Genomic DNA, 20,968 nt, shown 5'->3' on the forward strand with positions numbered 1-20,968 from the left:
TTCAGCCTGCGGCCTCGTTTGCGGCGGTCTGCGCCTGCTGGCGTTGGCGGTAGTGGGCTTCGGCAGCAGCCGCATCGGCCTGGGCGTCGCCGCTGCCGCCGCCGACATGCACGGTCGGAGAGGCGAACTGGATGCCGTTCGCTTTGAAATCGAGCTTGATGCGGTTCATGATCTCGCGCCGGATCATGAACTGTTCGCCCGGCTTGGTGGTGAAGCCGACGCGCACGACGATGGCATATTCGCCGAAATCGGACACACCCTTCATCTTCAGCGGCTCAAGCAGGATGTCCTTGTATTCGGGCTTTTCCGCCGTCTCCGTCCCGATGCGCTTGATGACCTTGCGCAGCTTTTCGAGGTCCGTATCGTAGGTCACGGACAGGTTGAACTTGATGACCGACCAGTCGCGGCTCATGTTCTGCACCGCGCCGAGTTCGCCGAAGGGCACCGTTGTGAGCGGACCGCGGTGGTGGCGCAGCTTGACCGAGCGCAGCGAAAAGCTCTCGACCACCCCCTTGTATTTACCGGTCTCGATATATTCGCCGATGCGGAAGGCGTCATCCCACAGGTAGAAGATGCCGGATATCAGGTCCTTGACGATGGTCTGCGCGCCAAAGCCGATGGCGACGCCGGCAACGCCTGCGCCGGCGATCAGCGGGCCGATATCCACGCCGAGGCTCGTCAACACCATCATGACAGCGACGATGCCGAGCGTGATGGCGAGGATGTTGCGCAGGATCGGCAGCAGCGTGCGGATACGCGCATTGCGGCCACGCTCCTCGTCGGTGAGGCGGCGATCGGCCGGATTGTCGGCCATGCGCACGGCGATCTCGGCCTTCAGGAACTGCCAGGCGATGTCGGCGACCAGCAGCACGGCGAGCGCCTGGGTGGCGGCATGCACGACGCGGCTGATCAGCGTGTCGTCCGTGCCCATCATGCCGACGGCGTCGATGCCCGCGACGGCCGCGATCCACCAGGCGCACAGGATGATGACGAGGGCGCGCATGCCGCGTTCGCCGATGACGAAACGCATGCTGGTGGGCCGCATGATCTCGGTGCCGCCATGGAGCCGGGCGACGACCGCCGTCGTCAGCCGCAGGAGCGGCGGCAGGAGGAGTGCTACCACGCCGGCCGCAAAGAGCAGGCGCAGCCCCGCGAGCCATACGACCAGAAGCAGGATCACCGCCACGGTTGCCAGCCAGGACCATATCTTGCGGGCGGTATCGACGTGGTCAGGGCGGCGCGGACGCGACCAGATCGCTTCGATAGCGATGGCGAAGAGGCCGAAATTGAACGCGAACATGACGAGCAACATCGAGCCTCTGGAAAAGCCGAACACCCGCATCAGTTCCAGTACGATCCAGCCGATGACGAAGAAGCGCAGGGCACGCAAGAAACGCGAGAGCCAGTAGCGCACCCGCTCGGGCGTGATGCCTGGCGAGGGTACAGCCGCAGGCTCGGCGACCGGTTCGGACACGCCGTTGGACACGATGGTGGGCTCGGCCGGTTGCGTTTCGGCGACGGCCCCTTCGGATATGGACTCCGCCTCGGCAGGAGGCGTGCGGTCGGTCGGCTGCTCCATCAGCCAGACGACATAGGCGCCGAGGAGGCCGCCGAAGCGGACGATGATGGCGGCGATCGCCAGGATGAGGGCGGTGCGCTGCAACAGCGGCGGCCAGGCAACGATGGCGAGCGGCAGCAGCGCGCCGACGGCAAAGCTGATGGCCTGGCCGCAGGCATGCAGGCCGATCGGCACGACGCCCACGGGATCAGCCTGCGGCTCCGCCGCGTGGCGGCGCCAGTGCCGGGCGGACAGGCGGTTGAACAACCGCTCGAAGCCGATGGCGAGGATGGGGATGAGAAGCAGCTGGACGAGCAGGCGCAGCGGACCGCGGCTGGTGACCTCGGCCTGTAGCCGCGTCATGGCGGTGTGGGCGCCGGGACCAAGCTCCATGCTGCCCTGCATGGCCGTGTCGATCCGGTTCTGGATCATGCCGAGCTTTTCGGCGACGTAGCCCGTCTCCATCATCATGGGTGCGGTGCCGGCGGGGGAGGTGTCCTCGGCCTTGCCCGGGCCGCTCTCGGCGGTGTTGAGCCAGTTGGTAACGGCGGGATCGGCAAGCAGGCGCGAAATCTCGCGCAGTTTATCGACGGGTGGCGTCGCGGTCTCCTGCGCCAACGCAGGACCGGCAAACAGCAAAGCCATCGCGACAAGGATCGCCTTGCACCGCAGGAGCGGACGGAATGCGGCCACCATGCTTTTCAATCCCCCTCGCCCGCGCTTATTGAGCAATCTCTACTGTTCGATCATGCAAGCCCAAGGAAAGTCAAGCGATGCCGGCGGCGGGCCGGAGACTCAACAACCCGCCTCACCCTTCGACGGTCTGTAACTCGTCGATCTCGACCCGGTCGGCGTCGCACGGATCGGCTCGATGAAAATCGGGTGATCCGGACCCCGTATTTTGACAATTCCTTCCGTCATTTGCTTCACCTTTCCGACAAAATGGATCAGCCGCTGCGGCTGTCCTCGGCGTCTGCCTGCGTGATCAGGCGGGCGCTGCGCTGGCCGGTCGAATAGATCCACAGCCAGCTGAGCGCGACGGTCAGCCGGTTGCGCAGGCCGATCAGGAAGTAGACATGGGCGATGCCCCAGGTCCACCAGGCAAGCCGGCCCTTCAGTTTGATCCAGCCGAGATCGACAATGGCGGCCCGCTTGCCGATCGTCGCGAGATTGCCGTCATTGCGATAGGCGAAGGGTTTCGGCACGGGTTTTCCGTCCAGGCGGGCCTTGATGACGCCGGCCACATAGCGCCCCTCCTGCTTTGCCGCAGGCGCAATCCCGGGAACGATCTTGCCCTCGCCCATCGCAACATGGGCGGTGTCGCCGACCGCGAAAATATCCGGGAAGCCGGGCACGGTGAGATCGGGGGCGACGAGCACGCGCCCGGCCCGGTCGGCGGAGACCTTCAGCCATTCGGCGGCCGGCGACGCGGCGACACCCGCCGCCCAGAGGATGGTCGCAGCCGGCAGAACCTCTTCGCCGAGCGTGATGCCGGCGGCATCGCATTGCGACACGGCATGGCCCGTGCGCACCTCGACGCCGAGGCGGGTCAGCGCCCGTTCCGCATAGGCCGAAAGATCCTCGGTAAAGCCTGCGAGAATGCGCGGCCCCGCTTCGACCAGCACCACGCGGGCCTCGCGCGTATCGATATTGCGGAAATCGCGGCGTAGCGTCTCGTGCGCCAGTTCGGCGATGGTGCCGGCGAGTTCCACGCCGGTCGGGCCGGCACCGATGATGGCGAAGGTCAGCAGCCGGCGGCGCTCGGCCGCATCGTCCTGCCATTCCGCCCGCTCGAAGGCGGAGAGGATGCGGCGGCGGATCGTCGTCGCGTCCTCCAGCGTCTTCAGGCCGGGCGCATGCGGCTCCCATTCGTCATGGCCGAAATAGGCGTGGCGCGCGCCGGTGGCGAGGATCAGCGTGTCGTAGGGGATCGCGCGCCCGTCCTCCAGCAGTACCGCCTTGCCCGCCGCATCCACGCCGGTAACGCTGCCGAGCAGCGTCGTCACGTTGCCGTAGCCCCGCAGCAGCGAGCGGATCGGCCAGGCGATCTCCGACAGCGCGAGCGACGCCGTCGCCGCCTGGTAGAGCAAGGGCTGGAACAGGTGATGGTTGCGCCGGTCGATGACGGTGATGCGCACCGGCCCCTTGGCCAGACTGCGTGCCGCCTCCAGCCCGCCAAAACCCGCGCCGATGATGACGATGTGGTGGTCGCCGCTTGCCGCCATGCGATGTCCTCTCGTGATCCGGGTGCCGGTTACTCCGGCGAAAGCGCCACGGCCGCCTCGGTCGTCAGCGTGCGGAAGGTGAAACTTTCCTGCACGTAGAGATCGACGGTGGTGGCGGAATGGCTGAGATAGCCGATGGAAAAATCCTGCCCGACGGTCAGCTCGAAATCGCCGCCGCGCAGCGACAGCACGAGGCCGCCCTCGATCGCCGGCGCCCAGATGATGCCGCCGTCCACGATGCGCTCGAGATGGTGGAAGACCGGATAGCCGTCGTCGCTGCCACCGCTTGCCGCCATATAGGCATCCGCACCCAGCACCAGCGCATAAGGCCCTTCGACACCGGCAAGCCGAAGCTGGCCGACAGCCCGCGCCACCGCGTCGGAATAGCGCTTCGCGCCGGCCGGCAGCGGAATGGCGGGGTTGCTCGCGGCCTGGCGGATGCCTTCGATATCACCGGCGGCATAACCGTCGAACACGGCGCGATCCTCGGCGAAGGCTATTTTTCGCATGGCCTCCTTCACCGGCTCCCAGTCGGAATCGCGCGAACCACGCTCGACGTCGTCGATGGCGCTGCGCGACAGCGTGAACGGAACCCGAAGCTCGACCAGCGCCTTCACCTCGCGCCGCAGCGATTGCACGCCCTCGGCCGGCGGCGCGATCGGCACGACATGGCCGGTGCCGACGGCGGAGAGCCCGAGCCCCGACGGGCCGGCCAGCTCGACAACGCGGCGCGCGGCCAGATTCCGCTTCAGCGTGCGCTTGGCCTCCTCCTCGATCTCGGCCCAGGCGGCCTCGGAAATCGGGGCCAGGTCGCGGTGCAGGTTATTCATGGGAAGCCTCTTTCCTGAGAGAGCCTATGCCGAGCGAGCCGTCGTGGTGCTTCGGCTGCGGTTGCTCCGCCGGGGCGGTCGTATCGGGTGCATCGGGAGAAACCGCGTCGAGGAAGGATGCGGCGGGGACGAAGAACAGCGTGCCGGTAACGGCGCGGCTGAAATCGAGCAGCCGGTCGTAATTGCCGGGCGGGCGGCCGATGAACATGTTTTCCAGCATCATCTCGATGCGGCGCGGCGAGCGCGCATAGCCGATGAAATAAGTGCCGAACTCGCCCTTGCCGACATCGCCGAAGGGCATGTTGTCACGCAGGATTTCCAGCGGCTCGCCGTCCTCCTCGATGCTCGTCAGCGCATTGTGGGCGTAGCTCGGCTTGACGGCATCGTCGAGCTCGATATCGGAGAGTTTTTCGCGACCGATGATCTTCTCCTGGTCGGAGACGGGCAGGCGGTTCCAGGCGGGAAGGTCATGCAGGTATTTCTGCACGATGACATAGCTGCCGCCGGCAAAATCCGGATCCTCGTCGCCGATGATCGTTGCGTCGACCGCGGCCTGGTCGACCGGGTTTTCCGTGCCGTCGACGAAGCCGATCAGGTCACGGTCGTCGAAATAGCTGAAGCCGTGCACCTCGTCGGTCGTGGATACCAGACCCGCCAGCCGTGTCATGATCTGGGTCGCGAGTTCGAAGCAGAGATCCATGCGCGTGGCGCGGATATGGAACAGGAGGTCGCCGGGCGTGGAGACGGCGTGGTGGCGGCCGCGGATTTCGCGGAAGGGATGCAGGTCCTTCGGGCGGGGTGCGGCGAAGAGCCGGTCCCAGGCCGCCGAGCCGATGCCGAGCACGCAGGAAAGCCCACCCTCGAGATCGCGAAAGCCGACCGCCCGCAGCAGGCCGGAAAGATCGGCGCAGAGCGCGCGCACCGCCGTTTCCGCCGGGCGGCCGGGCGTCAGCGTCACGACAAGGAAGATGGCCGCGCGCGACAGCCGCGCCGCGACCGGCTGGGGAACCACGGAAGGCAAGACTGCATCCATACTAGATCCGTTCGGCAGAACCTGTCTGAAGACGAAGACGCGCTTTGGTGTCGTCACGATGCCGGAACGTAGCGGGTCTCGCTGCGCCGTGCCACCGAAATTCCAAGGCTTCTCGGCGCAATTGCGCAGGGCAGCAAAGGGCCGGCGAGCCGGCACTTATCGCCTAGAGATCGACCGGACGGCCGGATTCTTCCTCTTCCAGCGTCACCGCCACATCTGCATTGGCCGAAAGGCGCACCTTGTCGCCCTCGACATCGGCGACGAAGCCCAGTTCGATATAGTGGTGGTGGCCCTCGTGTTTTCCGAAACTGTCGGCCTTCTTCAGCTTGATGCGGTTGGTCTCGACGCGGTCGACCGTGCCCACATGCACGCCGTCGGCGCCGATGACTTCCATGTTTTCCGCGATGTTGCCGCTCATGCCGTGTTCTCCTCGAGGGGTTGAGATGACGGGTTGTGTCGCGTTCGCCTCGTCGGTGAACGGGCCTGCCGTTGAAGGTCGGATCGCCGCCGCTAGAACGCTTGCGCCAGCCTCTCCGTAGATAACGCCGGATGGGCGGTTTCCAAGATCGGGAACAGTTCCGGGGGTCCCCTCGTCTTTCCTCCATGCATTGAACACCACGGAGGAAGAAGATCATGGATACGCTCGTGCGCCACCGGCGCATAACAATCGAAAACGTCGATGCCTTCTATCGCGAGGCCGGACCGGAAAATGCGCCCGTGGTGCTGCTTCCGCATGGCTATCCCTGCTCCTCTTACGAGTTCCGCAATCTCATGCCGCGGCTGGCGGATCGCTGGCGGCTGATCGCACCGGATTATCCCGGCGCCGGCTATAGCTCCACGCCGGAGGATTTCGGTTATAGTTTCGGTGGATACGCCGCTTTCCTCGACCAGTTCGTGCAGGCGCTCCGCGTCGATCGCTTCGCCCTCTACCTTCACGATTTCGGGTCTCCGGTCGGCGCAAGGCTGGCGATCAGACAACCGGACCGCATCGTCGCCCTGATCATCCAGAACGGCGACATACCCTACGAGGATGCGCTCGGCCCGAAATACGCGGATATCGAGAAGACTTGGGCACTCTCCGACGCGGACATGCGGACGAAGCTCTCGGAGGCCATAAACGAGGAAACGTTCAAGGAAGAATTCCTGAACGCGCTGGGGCCGGAGCTTGCCGACAGCATTCCGCCCGATCTCTGGAGGCTGCACTGGTCGCTGATGACCCCGAAGCGCAAGGAGGTCGCCATCGACCTGATCGCCGGGCTGAAAGAGAACCGCGCCTGGTTTCCCCAGCACCGAAAATACCTCCGCGACCACCAGCCGCCGACGCTGATCGTCTGGGGGCCGAATGACCACTACATGCCGGAAAAATCGGCGCGCGCCTATCTGCGCGACCTGCCCGAAGCCGAGCTTCACCTGCTCGACGGCGGTCACTGGCTGCTCGAAACGCATCTCGACGAGGTCGTTCCGCTCCTGCGCGATTTCCTTGGCCGGGTTCACGCCGCCTGAGCGGTTACGGGAAGAACAACGGTCGAAGCGCCACATCCAGGCCGAGACCGAGCAGGCAGACGAGGAAGCCGCGCCGGAATGCCGGCGGGCTGATGCGCGTGCGCAAGGCCTGGCCGGCGAACATGCCGGCGAGCGCGGGCGCGATGGCAAGCATCGAGGCCTTCAGGTCCGCCACCGGCAGCGTTCCATGCAGGAAAAGTGCGAGGCCGAGCGCGATGGTCGAAACCGTGAACGACAGGCCGAGCGCCTGCACCAATTCGTCCCGCTCCAGCCCCAGCGCCTGTAGATAGGGAACAGCGGGAATGACGAAGACACCCGTTGCACCGGTGAAAAGGCCCGTCGCCAGGCCGACGACAGGCGACGCCCAGGTCTGCCAGCGGGGCGGCACCCGATGTTGGCGGGCCAGCAGCGTATAGGCCGAATAGACGGCAAGCGTCAGCCCGAGCGCGATCGTCGTACGGCCGGCCTCGCCGCTCGCCAGCAGGAAGGAGCCCGCCAGCGCGCCAAGGGAGACCGCGGCCAGCATGGGCCAGAGCCGCAGCAGCAGTGCCTTGAGATGCTGGCCCGCCAGAAGCTGCCACACATTGGTGACCAGCGAGGGGATGAGCAGCAGCGCAGCCGCCGTCAGCGGCGAGAGCAGCCCGCCCAGAATGCCCATCGCCACCGTCGGCAGGCCCATGCCCGTGACACCCTTGACGAGCCCGGCGACGAAGAAGGCGGCGGCGATGATCAGAAATGTGGTTTCGCTCTGTTCCATGCCGCGATTAAGAGCGCCCGGCGGGACCGACGGCAATCGGGAATATCCGCCACCAGCCTTCGGCTTTTCCGAAAGCTGGTGGGGTGTTATCCTCCAAAACATGCGCTTCGATCTTGCCGACCTCCGCCTGTTCCTCGCCGTCTTCAATGCCGGCAGCGTCACGCATGGCGCGCAATCGGCCAACCTCTCCATAGCCGCCGCAAGCGAGCGGCTGCGCGACATGGAGGCCTCGGGCGGCCTTTCGCTCTTCGTGCGCACGCGGCGCGGCGTGACGCCGACCCGTGCCGGGGAGGCACTCGCGCATCACGCCCGCCTGATCCTGCGCAATGTCGGCGCCATGCAGGCCGAGCTGTCCGACCATGCGCGCAGCATCCGGTCCACGGTGCGGCTGCTCGCCAATACGGCGGCAATCACCGAATTCCTGCCCGACCGCCTCGGATCCTGGCTGGCGGACCATCCCAAGGTGGACATCGAGCTTGCGGAGCGGCCGAGCAGCGAGATCGTCAAGGCCCTGGAGCACGGGCTGGTGGATATCGGCATCGTTTCCGATGCGGTCGAGACGGCCCCGCTCACCGCCCTGCCCTTTGCAACGGACCAGCTCGTCGCGGTGCTTCCGCGCAACCATCCTCTCTCAGGAGAAAAGCGGGTCGCCTTCAACCAGATCCTCGGCGAGGACTACATCGCCTTTGCAGGCGCGCTTCAGGACCATGTCGATGGGCACGCGGCGCAAGCCGGGCACCGGCTGCGCCCGCGCGTGCGCCTGCGTACCTTCGAAGGCGTCTGCCGCATGGTGGCGGAGGGCGCCGGCATCTCGATCCTGCCCGAAACCGCCGCGCGCCGCTGTCGCCGAACCCTGCCGATCACCTTCGTGCGGCTCTCCGACGCCTGGGCGAGACGCCGGCTGCTGCTTTGCTTTCGGGTGGAGGAGGAGCTTGACCCGACGGCGCGCGCGCTGATGGAGCATCTTCTAGCCCCGCCGGGTAAACAGTCTTCCTAAACCCGCGACACCAGCAGCCGCAGGCCGGCAAGGCCGAAGAACACAGCCAGGGTACCCTCGATCCCGCGCCGTGCCCGGCGATAGAGGCGCACCATGGGCGCCGTCGAGAAGACGATGGCATAGCCGCAGAAGATGGTGACGCTCAGCACCGCGCAGCCGCCGAGGATGGCTACCAACGTGTGCGTCGATGCGCCCGGGCCAAGGCCGAGCGTCATCAGCGCGATCCAGGCGAGGATCGATTTCGGATTGGTGAGATGCATCAGCAGCCCGCGCCGGTAGAGCGAGGCGCCGGAGAGAGCGGCATCCTTCGACATCGCCTCCTTCGCCCGATCGTCGGAGGTGAGCGCCGCGCGGCCGGCCTTGTAGGCGAGATAGAGAAGATAGAGGCCGCCAAAGATCTTGAGCACGAACAGGGCTTCGGCATAGCGGGTCAGGATGGCGGAAATGCCCGTCGCGGCCATCATGCCCCAGAAGATCGAGCCGCTGACGACACCGGCGGCGAGCACAAGGGCCGCCCGTCTGCCCCTGTGCATGGCCACGCCCATGATGCGCATATTGCTCGGGCCGGGACTGCCGGCGGCAATCACATAGGCGGTGTAGACGATCAGGAGATGATGAAGATCGGCAGGCATTCCCGGCGGCCCCAATTGCAGATGGCGTATCATAATCCATGCGGCGGCGCGAAGGCGACCGGCCAGATTGTACCCGCGACAAGTCCGTCCCGGCTCATCCGGCCGCCGCGTCGGCCGAAAGCCGGGCCAGACCGCCGAGGGCGAAACTTGCGAGCCGTTCCGCCAGCGTCTCGTCGCTGACCGCGGTTCGGGCAAGGTCGGGAATGACCTCCGAAAGGCGTTGCTCGGCCACCAGCAGCATCAGGCAGGGCGCCATCGTCGACAGCATGGCCTGCGCAACAAGCGGATCGTCCGGCGAACGGCCCATGATCTCGGAAATGAGGCCGAAGATCAGGGCCTTCTTCGGATCGAGCTCCTCCCGGCGCAGCTTTTCGATATGCGGCGTCGGCGAGATGATTTCGCGCACGATCGCCTTGGCGGGCCAGGACATGTTGCTCTCCGCGCGCACCACGCGCACGAGCAGCCCGATGACGCGCCGCAGCTTGTCCTTCGGATCGCCCTCGGCGCCAATCGTCTGGATGAGCAGTTCATAGCTCATGAGACGGCGGTGCGCCTCGGCCAGCACCGCTTCGTAGAGCGGCTCGATACCGCCGAAATGGTAGTTGACCGCGGCGGCATTCGTGCCCGCCCGCCGTGCGATCTCCTTGGCCGTCGCCCGGTCGAAGCCGACCTCGGCAAAAACCGCCCCGGCCGCCTCCAGAAGGCCCGCCCGCGTCGCGGCGCCGTCCTGCCGTGCGGCCGATCGTCTGGGACCTCTCGCCATCTGCGCTCCTTCGTCAACCTACTTCAAATCTTAATTTCAAATTTGGATTTGACAATCCCCTCTATTCGTCCTTAGCTGAGTCCTGCCTTGTTGGTAGCATTCGGAGTCCGGACAGAATGAAACGCATCGTCATCATCGTCCTTGTCCTGGCGTTCGCCGCAGGCGGCGGCTGGTGGTGGCATAAGCAGGCCGGAGAAGGTCCGGCCGCGCTCGCGCTCTACGGCAATGTCGATTTCCGGCAGGTCACCCTCGCCTTCAACGGCAATGGACCGGTCGCCGAAGTGTTTGTCGAAGAGGGCGCAGAGGTAAAGCAGGGTCAGGTCATCGGCCAGCTGGACACCAGCCGCATCGTCCCGCAGATCGACCAGGCAGAGGCGCAGGTGGCGGCCCGGCAGGCGACCCTGACGCGCCTGAAGAACGGCAACCGGCCCGAGGAAATCGCCCAGGCGCGCGCCAATCTTGCGGCCGCCGACGCCGAGGCCGCCAACGCCCGCCTGCAACTGGAACGGCAGATCGCGCTCGTCCCGCGCGCCGCCGTCAGCCAGCAGGCGCTCGACAATGCCCGGTCGAATTCCGCCGTCGCGGAGGCGAAGGTCATGGCGAGCCAGAAAGCGCTCGACCTCCTCGTCGCGGGCACGCGCATCGAGGAGGTCCAGGGCGCGGCCGCAGAGTTGCGCGCGGCGGAAGCGCAGGTCGCGCTGCTTCGGGCGCAGCTTGCCGATACCGAACTGAAGGCGCCGGTCGATGCGGTCGTGCGCTCCCGGCTGATCGAGCCCGGCGAAATGGCATCGCCGACACGCGCCGCCTTTTCGCTTGCGACGATCAGCCCGAAATGGGTGCGCGCCTATGTTTCGGAAGCCCAGCTCGGGCTTATCCGGATGGGGATGAAGGCTGACGTGCGTGTCGATTCTTTCCCGGGGCGGCCCTTTGCCGGCTGGATCGGCTTCGTCTCCTCGGTCGCCGAATTCACGCCAAAGACGGTGCAGACGGAAGATCTGCGCACCAGCCTCGTCTTCGAGGTCCGCGTCTTCGTCGAAGATCCCGACAACGGGCTTCGCCTCGGCATGCCGGCGACAGTGACGCCGCTCGTCGATGGCGGGCAGCAGGCGGGCGGGTGAGCACGCCATGCAGGACCGCCCGCTTTCCTTCCTCGCCCGGGACGTGTGCAAGACCTTCCGCCGGGATACGGGCGAGACTGTCGAAGCGCTCGCCGGCGTATCGCTCGATGTGCGCAAAGGTTCCCTGACGGCCATCGTCGGTCCCGATGGCGCCGGCAAGACGACGCTGCTGCGACTGGCGAGCGGGCTCATCGCGCCGGATGCCGGCAGCCTCGACGTGGTCGGCATCGATGTCGTGGCCTCGCCGCAGGCCGTGCAGGACCGGATCGGCTACATGCCGCAGCGCTTCGGCCTTTACGAGGACCTGAGCGTGCAGGAAAATCTCGACCTCTATGCCGACCTGCATGGCGTGGGCCACGCGGAGCGCGAAAAGGTCTATCCGCGGCTCTTCGAGATGACGCAGCTCGGGCGGTTCAAGGGACGGCCGGCGGGGAAACTTTCCGGCGGCATGAAGCAGAAGCTCGGCCTCGCCTGCACCTTGGTGCGCGCGCCGGAACTGCTGCTGCTCGACGAGCCGACGGTCGGCGTCGATCCGCTGTCGCGCCGCGAACTCTGGGAGATCGTGTTCAAGCTGATCCGCGAGGACGGGCTGTCCGTCATCGTCGCCACTTCCTATCTCGACGAGGCGGAGCGTTGCGAACATGCGGTCCTGATGCATGCCGGAAAAATCCTCGCCGAGGGGCCGCCGGCGGAGATCACGGCGAAGGCTGAAGGCTGCTGCTTCCTCGTCACGGGACCGCAGGACGTGCCGGCGCGTTCCCTGCAAGCCCGGCTCTTCGCGCTGCCCGGCATCGTCGATGCCGTGCCGGAGGCCGGCCGGGTCCGGGTGGTGCGGAAGCCCGATCATCTGGATGCGCCCCTGGACCTGGACGGCATCTCGCTCGAAACGGAGGCGGTGGCGCCGCGGTTCGAGGACGCCTTCATGATGCTGTTCGACGCCGTCGCCGGGGACAGGGAGCGGACCGGCCATGCCGGCAGCGTTTCCGATGGCCCGGACCGGCGCGACGAGACGATCGTCGAGGTGCGCGATCTCGTGCGCAGGTTCGGCGATTTCACCGCCGTCGACCGTGTCAGCTTCAGCGTGCGCCGCGGCGAGGTCTATGGGCTGCTCGGGCCGAACGGTGCCGGCAAGAGCACGACGTTCCGCATGCTCTGCGGCCTCCTGCCGGCGACCGGCGGCACCCTGCAGGTCGCCGGCGCCGACCTGTTGAAGGCAGGCGCCAAGGCCCGCGCGCGCCTCGGCTACGTCGCCCAGAAATTCTCGCTCTACGGCCAGCTCACGGTCGACGAGAACCTCGATTTCTTCGCCAGCGCCTATGGGCTGCGCGGCGGCCGGAAGCGGGACAGGATCGAGACGCTGAAGGACGAATTCGAACTCGACCGCTTTTCCGACCTGCCGAGCGGGCAGTTGCCCAGCGGCTTCAAGCAACGCCTGGCCCTCGCCGCCGCCCTGCTGCATGAGCCGGATATCCTCTTCCTCGACGAGGCGACGAGCGGCGCCGATCCGCTCGCGCGGCGCCAGTTCTGGGGGCGCATCACCGCGCTCTCCGAGCAGGGCGTCACGATCATCGTGACGACGCATTTCATGGAGGAGGCCGAATATTGCGACCGCATCATCATTCTCGATGCCGGCCGCAACCTCGCGGAAGGAACCCCCGTCGAAATCCGCCGGCAGGCCGCAGGCGCCGACGCGGCCGCGCCCTCCATGGAGGAGGCCTTCATCGCCATCGTCGAACAGGAACGGCAGAAGCGCACGGAGAAGGCCGCATGACGGAGCGTCCCCGGCCGGCCGGCGGTCTCCCGGCGAGCTTGCGCCGCACCCGCGCGCTGATCCGCAAGGAAACGCGCCAGCTCCTGCGCGATATCAGCAGCATCGCGATCGGCATCGTCATGCCCGTGGCGCTGCTCGTCCTCTTCGGCTACGGCATCAATCTCGACGTCAGGAACGTACCCGTCGCAATCGTCATGGAGGACGATTCCGCCGAGGCGCGCGGGGTGGCCGCGGCCTTCGAACTGTCGCGCTATTTCTCACCCACGCCCGCACGCACGATGCACGAGGCCGAACGCATGCTGATGGCGGCCGAGGTGCGCGCCATCGTCCGCATACCCTCCGATTTCGCCCGCAGCATCGACCTGGGATCGGCCGAGGTCCAGCTGATCATCAACGGCGCCGACGCCAATACCGCGCGCATCTCGCTCGGTTATGCCCAGGGCGCCGTCGGCATCTGGGCGGCGAAGGAGCTCGCGCGGAATGGCAGCGCTTCCGGCGGCGGCATCGCCATCGAGCCGCGGCTCTGGTTCAACGAGGCGAATGACAGCAGCTACTTCCTGGTGCCGGGCCTGATCGTGCTCGTCATGACCCTGATCGGCGCGCTCCTGACCGCCCTCGTGATGGCGCGGGAATGGGAGCGCGGCACGTTCGAGGCGCTGTTCGTGACGCCGGTGCGCCCGGCCGAAATCCTTCTCGGCAAGACCGTGCCATATTTCCTTCTCGGCCTGGCCGGTCTGGCGCTCTGCGTCGTCGGCAGCAAGCTGCTGTTCGGCGTGCCGCTCAGGGGCTCGCTCGTCATCCTCACCGTCGTGTCGATGCTCTACCTGCTCGTCGCCCTCGGCCTTGGGCTGGTCATATCGTCCGCGACCAAGAGCCAGTTCGTCGCAAGCCAGGTGACGGTGCTCGTCACCTTCCTGCCGGCGATGATGCTCTCCGGCTTCATGTACGATCCGCGCAGCATGACCTGGGCCGTCCAGCTGATCACCTATGTCTTTCCGGCCCGCTATTTCGTGACGCTGCTGCAAACCCTGTTTCTCTCCGGCAACAACTGGAGCGTCATCCTGCCCAATGCCGCGGTCCTCGCCGGCATGGCGGCAGCGCTTCTGACGCTCGCCGCCCGGCTGACCCGCAAGAGGATCACCTAGATGTTCTCCTCGCTGCTTCGCATCCTGACGCTCATCCGCAAGGAACTGCTGGTCATCCTGAAGGACCCGAAGAGCCGGGCGAGCATCATCGTGCCGCCGATCCTGCAATGCCTGATCTTCGGCTATGCCGCCACCTACGACCTGAACAACGTGCCCTATGCGCTGGTCGACCAGGACCGCAGCGCCGCATCGATCGCGCTCGTGGCGAAGCTGGAGGGGTCCGGCATCTTCCAGCGGCAGGGCGCGTTCCTGCAGACCGCCGAGGCGGTTCCGCTGCTCGATGCGCGGCGCGTGCTTTTGATCGTCGTCGTCGGCCCCGGCTTCGAGCGGGGGCTTGAAACGGGGGCGGCGGCGGCCGTCCAGGTGATCGCGGATGGCCGGAATTCCAATACGAGCGGCATCGCGCAAGGGTATGCGAACACGATCATCGGCGATTTCGCCGCGGCCTGGGCGGCGGAAAAAGGCATGGCCGCACCGGGTGTGCGGGTTTCGACGCGTGCCTGGTTCAACCCGCAGCTCGAAACCCGATGGAGCATGATCCCCTCGCTCATCGGCACGATCACGATGATGATGACCATGATGCTGACCGCCATGTCGGTGGCGCGCGAGCGGGAGGAAGGCACGTTCGACCAGCTGCTCGTCGCGCCCTTCACCCCGACCGAGATCATGATCGGCAAGGCGATCCCGTCGATGATCGTCGGTATCACCCAGGCCACGGCGATCCTGCTCGTGGCGCTGTTCTGGTTCCGGATCCCCTTTGCCGGCTCGTTCCTCACGCTCTATGCCGGGCTGGCCCTGTTTCTGGCCGCGGCCATCGGCTTCGGCCTGTTTCTCTCCTCGATCGCCGGAAACATGCAGCAGGCGATGATCCTGTGTTTCGTCTTCCTGATGCCCTTCATGCTGCTCTCCGGCCTGATGTCGCCGACGGACAACATGCCGGCCGCGCTGCAATATCTGACGATGATCAACCCGCTGACCTACGCGATCCGCATCACCCGCACGGTCTATCTCGAAGGCGGCCATTTCGCCGAACTGCTGCCCGACATGGCCGCCCTCGCCGTCATCGCAGCGGTCAGCATGCCGATTTCCGCCTGGATGTTCCGGCACAGGCTCTAGCGTGGGCCTCGGTCGAAGGTAGCCTCGCTGAGGCCACGTTGGCGCAGGACGCTGCGGGCGACCTTTTCGGTCGGCGTTCGCGGCAGCGGCGCATCGGTGATCTCGATGTAGCGCGGCACCATGTGGCGTGGCGCCTTCTGCCGGAAATGGTCCAGCAGGTCGGCGGGCGCGAGCGTCGAGCCGGCGCGGCGCAGCGCCACCACCATGATGTCCTCCTCGGTGAATTCCGAGGGGATGCCGAAGGCGGCGCTTTCGACGATGTCGGGGTGCTGCTCGGCCAGCGTCTCCACCTCATAGGCGGAAATGTTTTCGCCGCGCCGCCGGATCGCCTCGTTCAGACGGTGCTTGAAGTACAGCCAGCCGTCCTCGTCCATCACGCCGGCGTCACCCGAATGATACCAAAGGTTTCGAAGCGTCTGCACGGTCTTCGCTTCGGCGCGGTAATATCCGGAAAACATGCTCCAGCTCTTCTTCGGGCGCGAGACGATCTCGCCGATCGCGCCGGGCGGCAGCGGGCGGTCCTTGTCGTCGACGACGGCGACCTCCCAATCGGGATGCGGCTTGCCGCAGGAGCCGGGCCGGGTATCCTCAACGGTGTCGAGGGTCACGAAGCTGGTTTCCGTCTGGCCGTAGCCGGTGACGAGCCGCATGCCGAAGCGGCGCTCGAAGGCCTGCTGGTCCGGCACCATGGGAATGCACTGGCAGACCCGCACGGGGTTGTCGCTATCGCTGTCGGACAGTGGTGCGCGCATCAGGATGACGGCCATGGCGCCGAGCAGGTTGGTCGCCGTGGCACCGCTCTCGCGAACCTGGCCCCAGAAGCGCGAGGCGCTGAAACTGTCGGCGAGCGTCGCCTTCGTGCCGTAGATCAGCGGCAGGTAGACGCCGAACATCTGCGCATCCGTATGGAAGAGCGGCAAGGCGGAGAAATAGCTGTCGTTTGTGGTGTATCCGAGGTTCGCCGCCATGGCCGCCGCCCAGGAATAACAATGGTGGTGCGACATCAGCGCGCCCTTGGCCGGGCCCGTCGTGCCCGACGTGTAGAGGATCGCCATCGGATCGGAATAGTGGACAGGTGCGAAATCCAGGGTCGCCGGCGATGCCAGGCAGTCCTCGAAGCGCACGATGCGATCGATCTTCACCCCCGCCGCACGCGCCATCTCCGGATCGGCGCCGACCAGCACGAGCGTGCGCACGTCCGGCAGCCTGTCCTGGACGATCGCCAGTTCGGGCAGCACGTCGGCATCGATGACCAGCACCTCCGCACCGCAATTGTTGAGGTTATGGCAGAGGAAATCACCCTTCAGGCCCGGATTGTTCGGCACCTCGATTGCGCCGAGATGCGCGGCGGCAAACCAGGTCACGACGAGTTCGAGGCAACTGGGGAGCAGCATCGCCACCCGGTCGCCACGCCCGACGCCGAGCTTGCGCAACCCGTTTGCAAGCCGGCTGGAAAGATCCAGCATCTCTTCGAAACTGGCGGACCGGCCGCCGAGGTCGAGGAAGGGCCGGGAGCCGAAGCGTTCGGCCTGTTTCAGCAGGATCTTCGGCAGGACGCGATCTTCGATCTCGGCGTCATCGCGGCCCGGAACGGGCGAAAGGGAATGGGGCGTCATGGACACGGATCAGAACTCTTTTGCCTTTGCCTGCGCCTCCGGAGAGAGGAAGCCACGAACCGTGGCTGCCGTCTCCTGCGCCATTGCATCTTCGAGGGATGAGTGAAAACCGTCATTGATGGCGCGCTTGACGTCGGCAACGGCGGCGGCCGGGCGCGAGGCGATCGTCAGCGCCAGTTGCCGGGCCTCGTCGAGCAGCCGGTCCTCGGCGACGATCTTCCAGGCGATGCCCACCTCCAGCGCCTTCTTCGCATCGTGCCGCTCGCCGAGAATGAGAAGCTCCTTGGTGACCTGCGGGCCGATCTGCTTCGTCAGGAGCGCCGTCACGCCACCCGTCACGAACAGGCCATAGGTTACTTCGGGGAAGAACCAGCGAGTGTTTTCGGCAAACAGCCGGAAGTCGCAGTTGATGACCCATTCCAGCGCGCCGCCGACGCACCAGCCGTGCACCGCGGCGATGACGATCTTGCGCGACTGCATGATCTGGAGCGTGACGGCCTGGATGGCCTCCACCCAGTCCTGCGTTTCGGCTTCCGAAGCGGTCTGCGCGTCGAGGTCCTTGAGGTCGTCGCCGGAACAGAAGGCCCGGCCCTCGCCATGCAGGATGATGGCGCGCACGCCCTCGTCGGCTTCCGCGGCCGCAAGCGCCTCGGAAAGCCCATCGACGAGCTGCCGGTTCATGGCGTTCAGCCGCTCCGGCCGGTTCAGCCTGACCCAGGCGACCGGGCCTTCGATCGTCGAAATCACTGCTTCGTTCATCGTCCGCCTCCTCACACGATCATCGGTTCGTCATAGGAACCCCAGACCTCGCGCAGCGCGCTGCAGATTTCGCCCAGCGTCGCCTTGGCCTTCACCAGTTCGATGGTCGTTGGCAGCAGGTTGATGTCGTCCGAGCGGGCCTGCTCGACGAGTTCCGCCATCAGTGACTGTATGCGCGCATCGTCCCGGTTCGCCCGGATGATCTTCAGGCGGTCGATCTGCAACTGGGTGCAATGGTCGTCATAGGGGTGAATGTGCACATCCGCCGCGCTGCTCGCCTCGTCGGCGAACTTGTTGACGCCGACGGAAATCTTCTCGCCGGAATCGATCTTCTTGAAGGTCGCATAGGCGGAATCGGCGAGCTTCTGCTGGAACCACCCCTCCTCCACCAGTTGGATCGCGCCGCCGCGCTCCTGCACCTCGTCGAGCATCTTCCACATTTCGGTCTCCATGTCCTTCGTCAGGCGCTCGATGAAATAGGAGCCGCCGAGGGGATCGATGACGGACGTCACGTTGATCTCCTCGCGGATGATCTGCTGGGTGCGGATGGCGAGCTTCATCGCCTGCTCGGTCGGGATGGCGAAGGCTTCGTCGAGGCCGTTGGTGTGCATGCTCTGGCAGCCACCGAGCACGGCGCCCAGCGCCTGGATGGCCGTGCGCATGAGGTTGTTGTGGTGCTCGACCTTGGTGAGGCTCATGGCCGCCGTCTGCACATGCACGCGCAGGCGCATGGATTCCGGCTTCTTCGCGTTGAAGCGCTCGGCCATGATCTTGGCATAGACGCGGCGGGCCGCGCGGAACTTGCAGATCTGCTCGAAGAAATCCTGATGGCTGATGAAGAAGAACGAAAGGCGCGGCGCGAAATCGTCGATATCCATGCCGGCCTTCGTCACTTCCTCACAATAGGAGATGGTGAAGGCCATGGTGAAGGCGATTTCCTGCAGCGCATTGCCGCCGACATCGGAGAGATGATAGCCACTGAGGCTGACGGGATTGATCTTCGGCGTCGCCTTGGCGCTGTACATGATCAGGTCGCGCAGCAGGCGCACGGCCGGGCGGACCGGATAGATCCACTCCTTCTGCGCGACATATTCCTTCAGTGGATCGGCCTGCAAGGTGCCGGTCAGCTTGTGGAGATCCAGGCCGCGCTGCTCCGCCACCGCGACGAACATGGCGTAGACCACCCAGGCAGAAGGATTGATCGTCAGCGAGACCGAGATCTTCTCGAGGTCGATCCCGTCGAACAGCCGGTCGACATCCTCCATCGTGTCGATGGCGACGCCGACGCGCCCGACCTCGCCGAAGGCCATCGGATCGTCGGAATCGAGCCCCAGCAGGGTGGGCAGGTCGAAATCCGTCGAAAGGCCGGTCTGGCCGGTCTGGATCATGTATTTGTAGCGCTGGTTGGTCGCCTCCGGATTGCCGAAGCCGGCGACCTGGCGGATGGTCCATGGCCGGCCGCGATACATCGTCGGATAGACGCCGCGCGTGAACGGATAGGCGCCGGGAAAGCCGAGTTCGTCGGCCGGAATGTCGGCCACGTCGGCGGCGGTATAGATCCGCTTCAGTGGAATGCCGCTTTCCGTCTCGTAGACGGCTTTTTCCTCCGGCCGGGTTTTCAGGAAGGCGGCAAGCGCGCCCTCCTCCCATTCCGCCTGGCTTTCGCGGATATTTTCGATCGCCGTCGGCGAAAACAGGGTGGTGTCGGTCATCGGGCTTCCTCCCAACCCAGCAGGGCGCGCGCGGCGACCGACGGGTCCATCCGCCGTTCCGTCACGGCCCGGATATGCGTCTCGAGCGTTGAGGATTCCTGCTGGAATTTCTGCTGAAAAAGATGTCTTGCGGTGCCGAGGATGCGCGTCTTGCAGATGGCGCGCTGGCGCGCGGCGAGTTCGCCGCTGTCGTGCAGATGCGCCCAATGCGCGCCGATGGCGTGCTTCAGCTCGGCGATGCGTTCGCCGGAAACGGCGCTGACGGGCAGCACCGGCGACGTCCAGTGCGAGCCGGACCCGCCGCCGAGCGACAGCATGCCCTGAAGCGCCGAAACCGTCGCCGAGGCCTCCGGCTTGTCGCATTTGCTGACGGCGTGAATGTCGGCGATTTCCAGGATGCCGGCCTTGATCGCCTGGATATCGTCGCCGAGGCCGGGCGCAGAGAGAACCACGACGGTGTGGGCGGCGGTGACCACTTCCACCTCGTCCTGGCCCACCCCGACCGTCTCGATGATGATGGGCGAATAACCGGCCGCATCGAGCACGTCGACCGCCTGGAGCGTCGCGCGCGTCAACCCGCCGAGATGGCCGCGGGTCGCCATGCTGCGCACGAAGGCACCGCCGGCGGCGGCCGTCTCGCTCATGCGCACGCGGTCGCCGAGGATCGCGCCGCCGGAATAGGGGCTGCTCGGATCGACCGCGATGACGCCGACCTTGCGGCCTTCCGCGGCATAGGCCTTGATGAGCGCCGAGACGAGCGTCGACTTGCCGGCCCCCGGCACGCCGGTGATGCCGACGATATGGGCATTGCCGCCATGCCTGTAGAGTTCGGCGAGCGCTTCGGCGGCCTCGGGATAACCTTCTTCGGCGCGCGAAATCATCCGGGCGATGGCGATCGACCGCCCCGCAAGCACGTCCTTCACCAGCGCGGCGGAGGGCGTGTAGGTGCCGCGCTTTGCCGTTCGGGAATGCGTGACGATCGTCATATGCGACCACGGGCGGCGATGAGGCCTTCGATCGTCGTGACGATCAGGTCGGCGCGCGCCTCCTGCGGCACGATCGCATCGACACCGCTTTCCAGGAGCGCGGCGTAGTCCTGCTCCGGAATGACGCCGCCGGCGACGACGAGCACATGCTCGGCGCCCTCCTCGCGCAGGCAGCGACACAGTTCGCGAAACAGCGGCACATGGGAGCCGGAGAGAAGGCTGACGCCGATGACGTCGACGTCTTCCTGGATCGCGGCGTGGACGACGTCATTCGGTGTCTTGTAGAGGCCGGTATAGATGACCTCCATGCCCGCGTCGCGCAGGATGCGGGCCACCACCTTTGCGCCCCGGTCATGGCCGTCGAGCCCGAGCTTGGCGACAAGCACGCGGATGGTTTCGGGGGCTTCGGCCGTTGCGGCATCGCCAAGGTTCGTTTCGGTCATCGGT

The 20,968-nt window shown here is 66.0% G+C and carries 19 protein-coding genes; 6 read left to right on the forward strand and 13 right to left on the reverse strand.

Features of this window, described 5'->3' with window-relative positions:
- Window position 1: 1 nt before the first annotated feature.
- The 5 genes from VGN93_RS24040 to VGN93_RS24060 all read right to left on the reverse strand — a co-directional run bounded on the left by VGN93_RS24040 (window position 2) and on the right by VGN93_RS24060 (window position 6,064).
- Window positions 2–2,254, reverse strand: coding sequence for a mechanosensitive ion channel family protein (locus VGN93_RS24040; RefSeq protein ID WP_327509517.1), 2,253 nt, complete (start codon window positions 2,252–2,254; stop codon window positions 2–4).
- 251 nt (window positions 2,255–2,505) lie between these two features.
- Window positions 2,506–3,783, reverse strand: a complete 1,278-nt coding sequence (locus VGN93_RS24045; RefSeq protein ID WP_327509518.1) for an NAD(P)/FAD-dependent oxidoreductase — start codon at window positions 3,781–3,783, stop codon at window positions 2,506–2,508.
- Between the two features lie 29 nt (window positions 3,784–3,812).
- Entirely contained in the window at window positions 3,813–4,613 is an 801-nt protein-coding gene (locus VGN93_RS24050; protein WP_327509519.1) for a family 1 encapsulin nanocompartment shell protein, read from the reverse strand.
- Window positions 4,606–5,646, reverse strand: a complete 1,041-nt coding sequence (locus tag VGN93_RS24055; protein WP_327509520.1) for a Dyp-type peroxidase — start codon at window positions 5,644–5,646, stop codon at window positions 4,606–4,608. Before VGN93_RS24055 ends, VGN93_RS24050 begins: the two co-directional genes overlap by 8 nt.
- 163 nt (window positions 5,647–5,809) lie before the next feature.
- Complete coding sequence (locus tag VGN93_RS24060; protein ID WP_327509521.1) at window positions 5,810–6,064, reverse strand: DUF2171 domain-containing protein; 255 nt, start codon at window positions 6,062–6,064, stop codon at window positions 5,810–5,812.
- A 215-nt stretch (window positions 6,065–6,279) separates the two neighbouring features.
- On the opposite strand from VGN93_RS24060, the gene VGN93_RS24065 reads away from it, so the two are divergent.
- On the forward strand, window positions 6,280–7,149 hold the full coding sequence (locus tag VGN93_RS24065) for an alpha/beta hydrolase (RefSeq protein ID WP_327509522.1): 870 nt from the start codon (window positions 6,280–6,282) through the stop codon (window positions 7,147–7,149).
- Between the two features lie 4 nt (window positions 7,150–7,153).
- Here the strand turns inward: VGN93_RS24065 and VGN93_RS24070 are convergent, their stop codons facing one another.
- Window positions 7,154–7,906, reverse strand: a complete 753-nt coding sequence (locus VGN93_RS24070) for a sulfite exporter TauE/SafE family protein (protein WP_327509523.1) — start codon at window positions 7,904–7,906, stop codon at window positions 7,154–7,156.
- Between the two features lie 100 nt (window positions 7,907–8,006).
- On the opposite strand from VGN93_RS24070, the gene VGN93_RS24075 reads away from it, so the two are divergent.
- Window positions 8,007–8,903, forward strand: a complete 897-nt coding sequence (locus tag VGN93_RS24075) for a LysR substrate-binding domain-containing protein (RefSeq protein WP_327509524.1) — start codon at window positions 8,007–8,009, stop codon at window positions 8,901–8,903.
- On the opposite strand, the gene VGN93_RS24080 is transcribed toward VGN93_RS24075, so the two are convergent.
- Together VGN93_RS24080 and VGN93_RS24085 are read right to left on the reverse strand one after the other, a co-directional pair.
- On the reverse strand, window positions 8,900–9,535 hold the full coding sequence (locus tag VGN93_RS24080; RefSeq protein WP_327509525.1) for a LysE family translocator: 636 nt from the start codon (window positions 9,533–9,535) through the stop codon (window positions 8,900–8,902). The two genes, VGN93_RS24075 and VGN93_RS24080, sit on opposite strands and share 4 nt — an antisense overlap.
- 94 nt (window positions 9,536–9,629) lie before the next feature.
- Window positions 9,630–10,298, reverse strand: a complete 669-nt coding sequence (locus tag VGN93_RS24085) for a TetR/AcrR family transcriptional regulator (RefSeq protein WP_327509526.1) — start codon at window positions 10,296–10,298, stop codon at window positions 9,630–9,632.
- A gap of 116 nt (window positions 10,299–10,414) precedes the next feature.
- Between VGN93_RS24085 and VGN93_RS24090 the strand changes: the two genes are divergently transcribed.
- From VGN93_RS24090 to VGN93_RS24105, 4 genes are read left to right on the forward strand one after another with little or no spacing between them, the layout of a single operon-like run.
- Window positions 10,415–11,416, forward strand: a complete 1,002-nt coding sequence (locus VGN93_RS24090; RefSeq protein ID WP_327509527.1) for an efflux RND transporter periplasmic adaptor subunit — start codon at window positions 10,415–10,417, stop codon at window positions 11,414–11,416.
- A gap of 7 nt (window positions 11,417–11,423) precedes the next feature.
- Window positions 11,424–13,187 (forward strand): ATP-binding cassette domain-containing protein, encoded by a 1,764-nt coding sequence (locus tag VGN93_RS24095; protein ID WP_327509528.1) that lies wholly within the window; start codon window positions 11,424–11,426, stop codon window positions 13,185–13,187.
- Window positions 13,184–14,332 (forward strand): ABC transporter permease, encoded by a 1,149-nt coding sequence (locus VGN93_RS24100; protein WP_327509529.1) that lies wholly within the window; start codon window positions 13,184–13,186, stop codon window positions 14,330–14,332. Before VGN93_RS24095 ends, VGN93_RS24100 begins: the two co-directional genes overlap by 4 nt.
- Window positions 14,333–15,448, forward strand: a complete 1,116-nt coding sequence (locus tag VGN93_RS24105) for an ABC transporter permease (protein ID WP_327509530.1) — start codon at window positions 14,333–14,335, stop codon at window positions 15,446–15,448. It begins immediately after the preceding gene.
- Here VGN93_RS24105 and VGN93_RS24110 read toward each other — a convergent pair.
- The 5 genes from VGN93_RS24110 to VGN93_RS24130 are packed head-to-tail and all read right to left on the reverse strand — an operon-like array spanning window position 15,445 to window position 20,964.
- A complete protein-coding gene (locus VGN93_RS24110) occupies window positions 15,445–17,064 on the reverse strand; it encodes an AMP-binding protein (RefSeq protein WP_327509531.1) in 1,620 nt (539 codons plus the stop codon). The two genes, VGN93_RS24105 and VGN93_RS24110, sit on opposite strands and share 4 nt — an antisense overlap.
- A 9-nt stretch (window positions 17,065–17,073) precedes the next feature.
- Window positions 17,074–17,823, reverse strand: a complete 750-nt coding sequence (locus tag VGN93_RS24115; RefSeq protein WP_327509532.1) for an enoyl-CoA hydratase/isomerase family protein — start codon at window positions 17,821–17,823, stop codon at window positions 17,074–17,076.
- Between the two features lie 11 nt (window positions 17,824–17,834).
- Window positions 17,835–19,535 carry a methylmalonyl-CoA mutase family protein gene (locus tag VGN93_RS24120; RefSeq protein ID WP_327509533.1) on the reverse strand — a complete coding sequence of 567 codons (1,701 nt, stop codon included), beginning with the start codon at window positions 19,533–19,535 and terminating at the stop codon, window positions 17,835–17,837.
- Complete coding sequence (gene meaB / locus VGN93_RS24125; RefSeq protein WP_327509534.1) at window positions 19,532–20,521, reverse strand: methylmalonyl Co-A mutase-associated GTPase MeaB; 990 nt, start codon at window positions 20,519–20,521, stop codon at window positions 19,532–19,534. The genes VGN93_RS24120 and meaB overlap by 4 nt, the downstream gene beginning before the upstream one ends.
- Window positions 20,518–20,964, reverse strand: a complete 447-nt coding sequence (locus VGN93_RS24130; RefSeq protein WP_327509535.1) for a cobalamin B12-binding domain-containing protein — start codon at window positions 20,962–20,964, stop codon at window positions 20,518–20,520. The genes meaB and VGN93_RS24130 overlap by 4 nt, the downstream gene beginning before the upstream one ends.
- Between the last annotated feature and the right edge of the window lie 4 nt (window positions 20,965–20,968).

The organism is Shinella sp., assembly GCF_035998705.1.
Taxonomy (GTDB): domain Bacteria; phylum Pseudomonadota; class Alphaproteobacteria; order Rhizobiales; family Rhizobiaceae; genus Shinella.

Coding starts and splice junctions, on each gene's coding strand:
- VGN93_RS24075 (WP_327509524.1), top strand. CDS start 8,007: ATGCGCTTCGATCTTGCCGACCTCCGCCTGTTCCTCGCCGTCTTCAAT.
- VGN93_RS24105 (WP_327509530.1), top strand. CDS start 14,333: ATGTTCTCCTCGCTGCTTCGCATCCTGACGCTCATCCGCAAGGAACTG.
- VGN93_RS24095 (WP_327509528.1), top strand. CDS start 11,424: ATGCAGGACCGCCCGCTTTCCTTCCTCGCCCGGGACGTGTGCAAGACC.
- VGN93_RS24120 (WP_327509533.1), bottom strand. CDS start 19,535: ATGACCGACACCACCCTGTTTTCGCCGACGGCGATCGAAAATATCCGC.
- VGN93_RS24065 (WP_327509522.1), top strand. CDS start 6,280: ATGGATACGCTCGTGCGCCACCGGCGCATAACAATCGAAAACGTCGAT.
- VGN93_RS24055 (WP_327509520.1), bottom strand. CDS start 5,646: ATGGATGCAGTCTTGCCTTCCGTGGTTCCCCAGCCGGTCGCGGCGCGG.
- VGN93_RS24060 (WP_327509521.1), bottom strand. CDS start 6,064: ATGAGCGGCAACATCGCGGAAAACATGGAAGTCATCGGCGCCGACGGC.
- meaB (WP_327509534.1), bottom strand. CDS start 20,521: ATGACGATCGTCACGCATTCCCGAACGGCAAAGCGCGGCACCTACACG.
- VGN93_RS24090 (WP_327509527.1), top strand. CDS start 10,415: ATGAAACGCATCGTCATCATCGTCCTTGTCCTGGCGTTCGCCGCAGGC.
- VGN93_RS24080 (WP_327509525.1), bottom strand. CDS start 9,535: ATGCCTGCCGATCTTCATCATCTCCTGATCGTCTACACCGCCTATGTG.
- VGN93_RS24130 (WP_327509535.1), bottom strand. CDS start 20,964: ATGACCGAAACGAACCTTGGCGATGCCGCAACGGCCGAAGCCCCCGAA.
- VGN93_RS24085 (WP_327509526.1), bottom strand. CDS start 10,298: ATGGCGAGAGGTCCCAGACGATCGGCCGCACGGCAGGACGGCGCCGCG.
- VGN93_RS24110 (WP_327509531.1), bottom strand. CDS start 17,064: ATGACGCCCCATTCCCTTTCGCCCGTTCCGGGCCGCGATGACGCCGAG.
- VGN93_RS24115 (WP_327509532.1), bottom strand. CDS start 17,823: ATGAACGAAGCAGTGATTTCGACGATCGAAGGCCCGGTCGCCTGGGTC.
- VGN93_RS24070 (WP_327509523.1), bottom strand. CDS start 7,906: ATGGAACAGAGCGAAACCACATTTCTGATCATCGCCGCCGCCTTCTTC.
- VGN93_RS24045 (WP_327509518.1), bottom strand. CDS start 3,783: ATGGCGGCAAGCGGCGACCACCACATCGTCATCATCGGCGCGGGTTTT.
- VGN93_RS24100 (WP_327509529.1), top strand. CDS start 13,184: ATGACGGAGCGTCCCCGGCCGGCCGGCGGTCTCCCGGCGAGCTTGCGC.
- VGN93_RS24050 (WP_327509519.1), bottom strand. CDS start 4,613: ATGAATAACCTGCACCGCGACCTGGCCCCGATTTCCGAGGCCGCCTGG.
- VGN93_RS24040 (WP_327509517.1), bottom strand. CDS start 2,254: ATGGTGGCCGCATTCCGTCCGCTCCTGCGGTGCAAGGCGATCCTTGTC.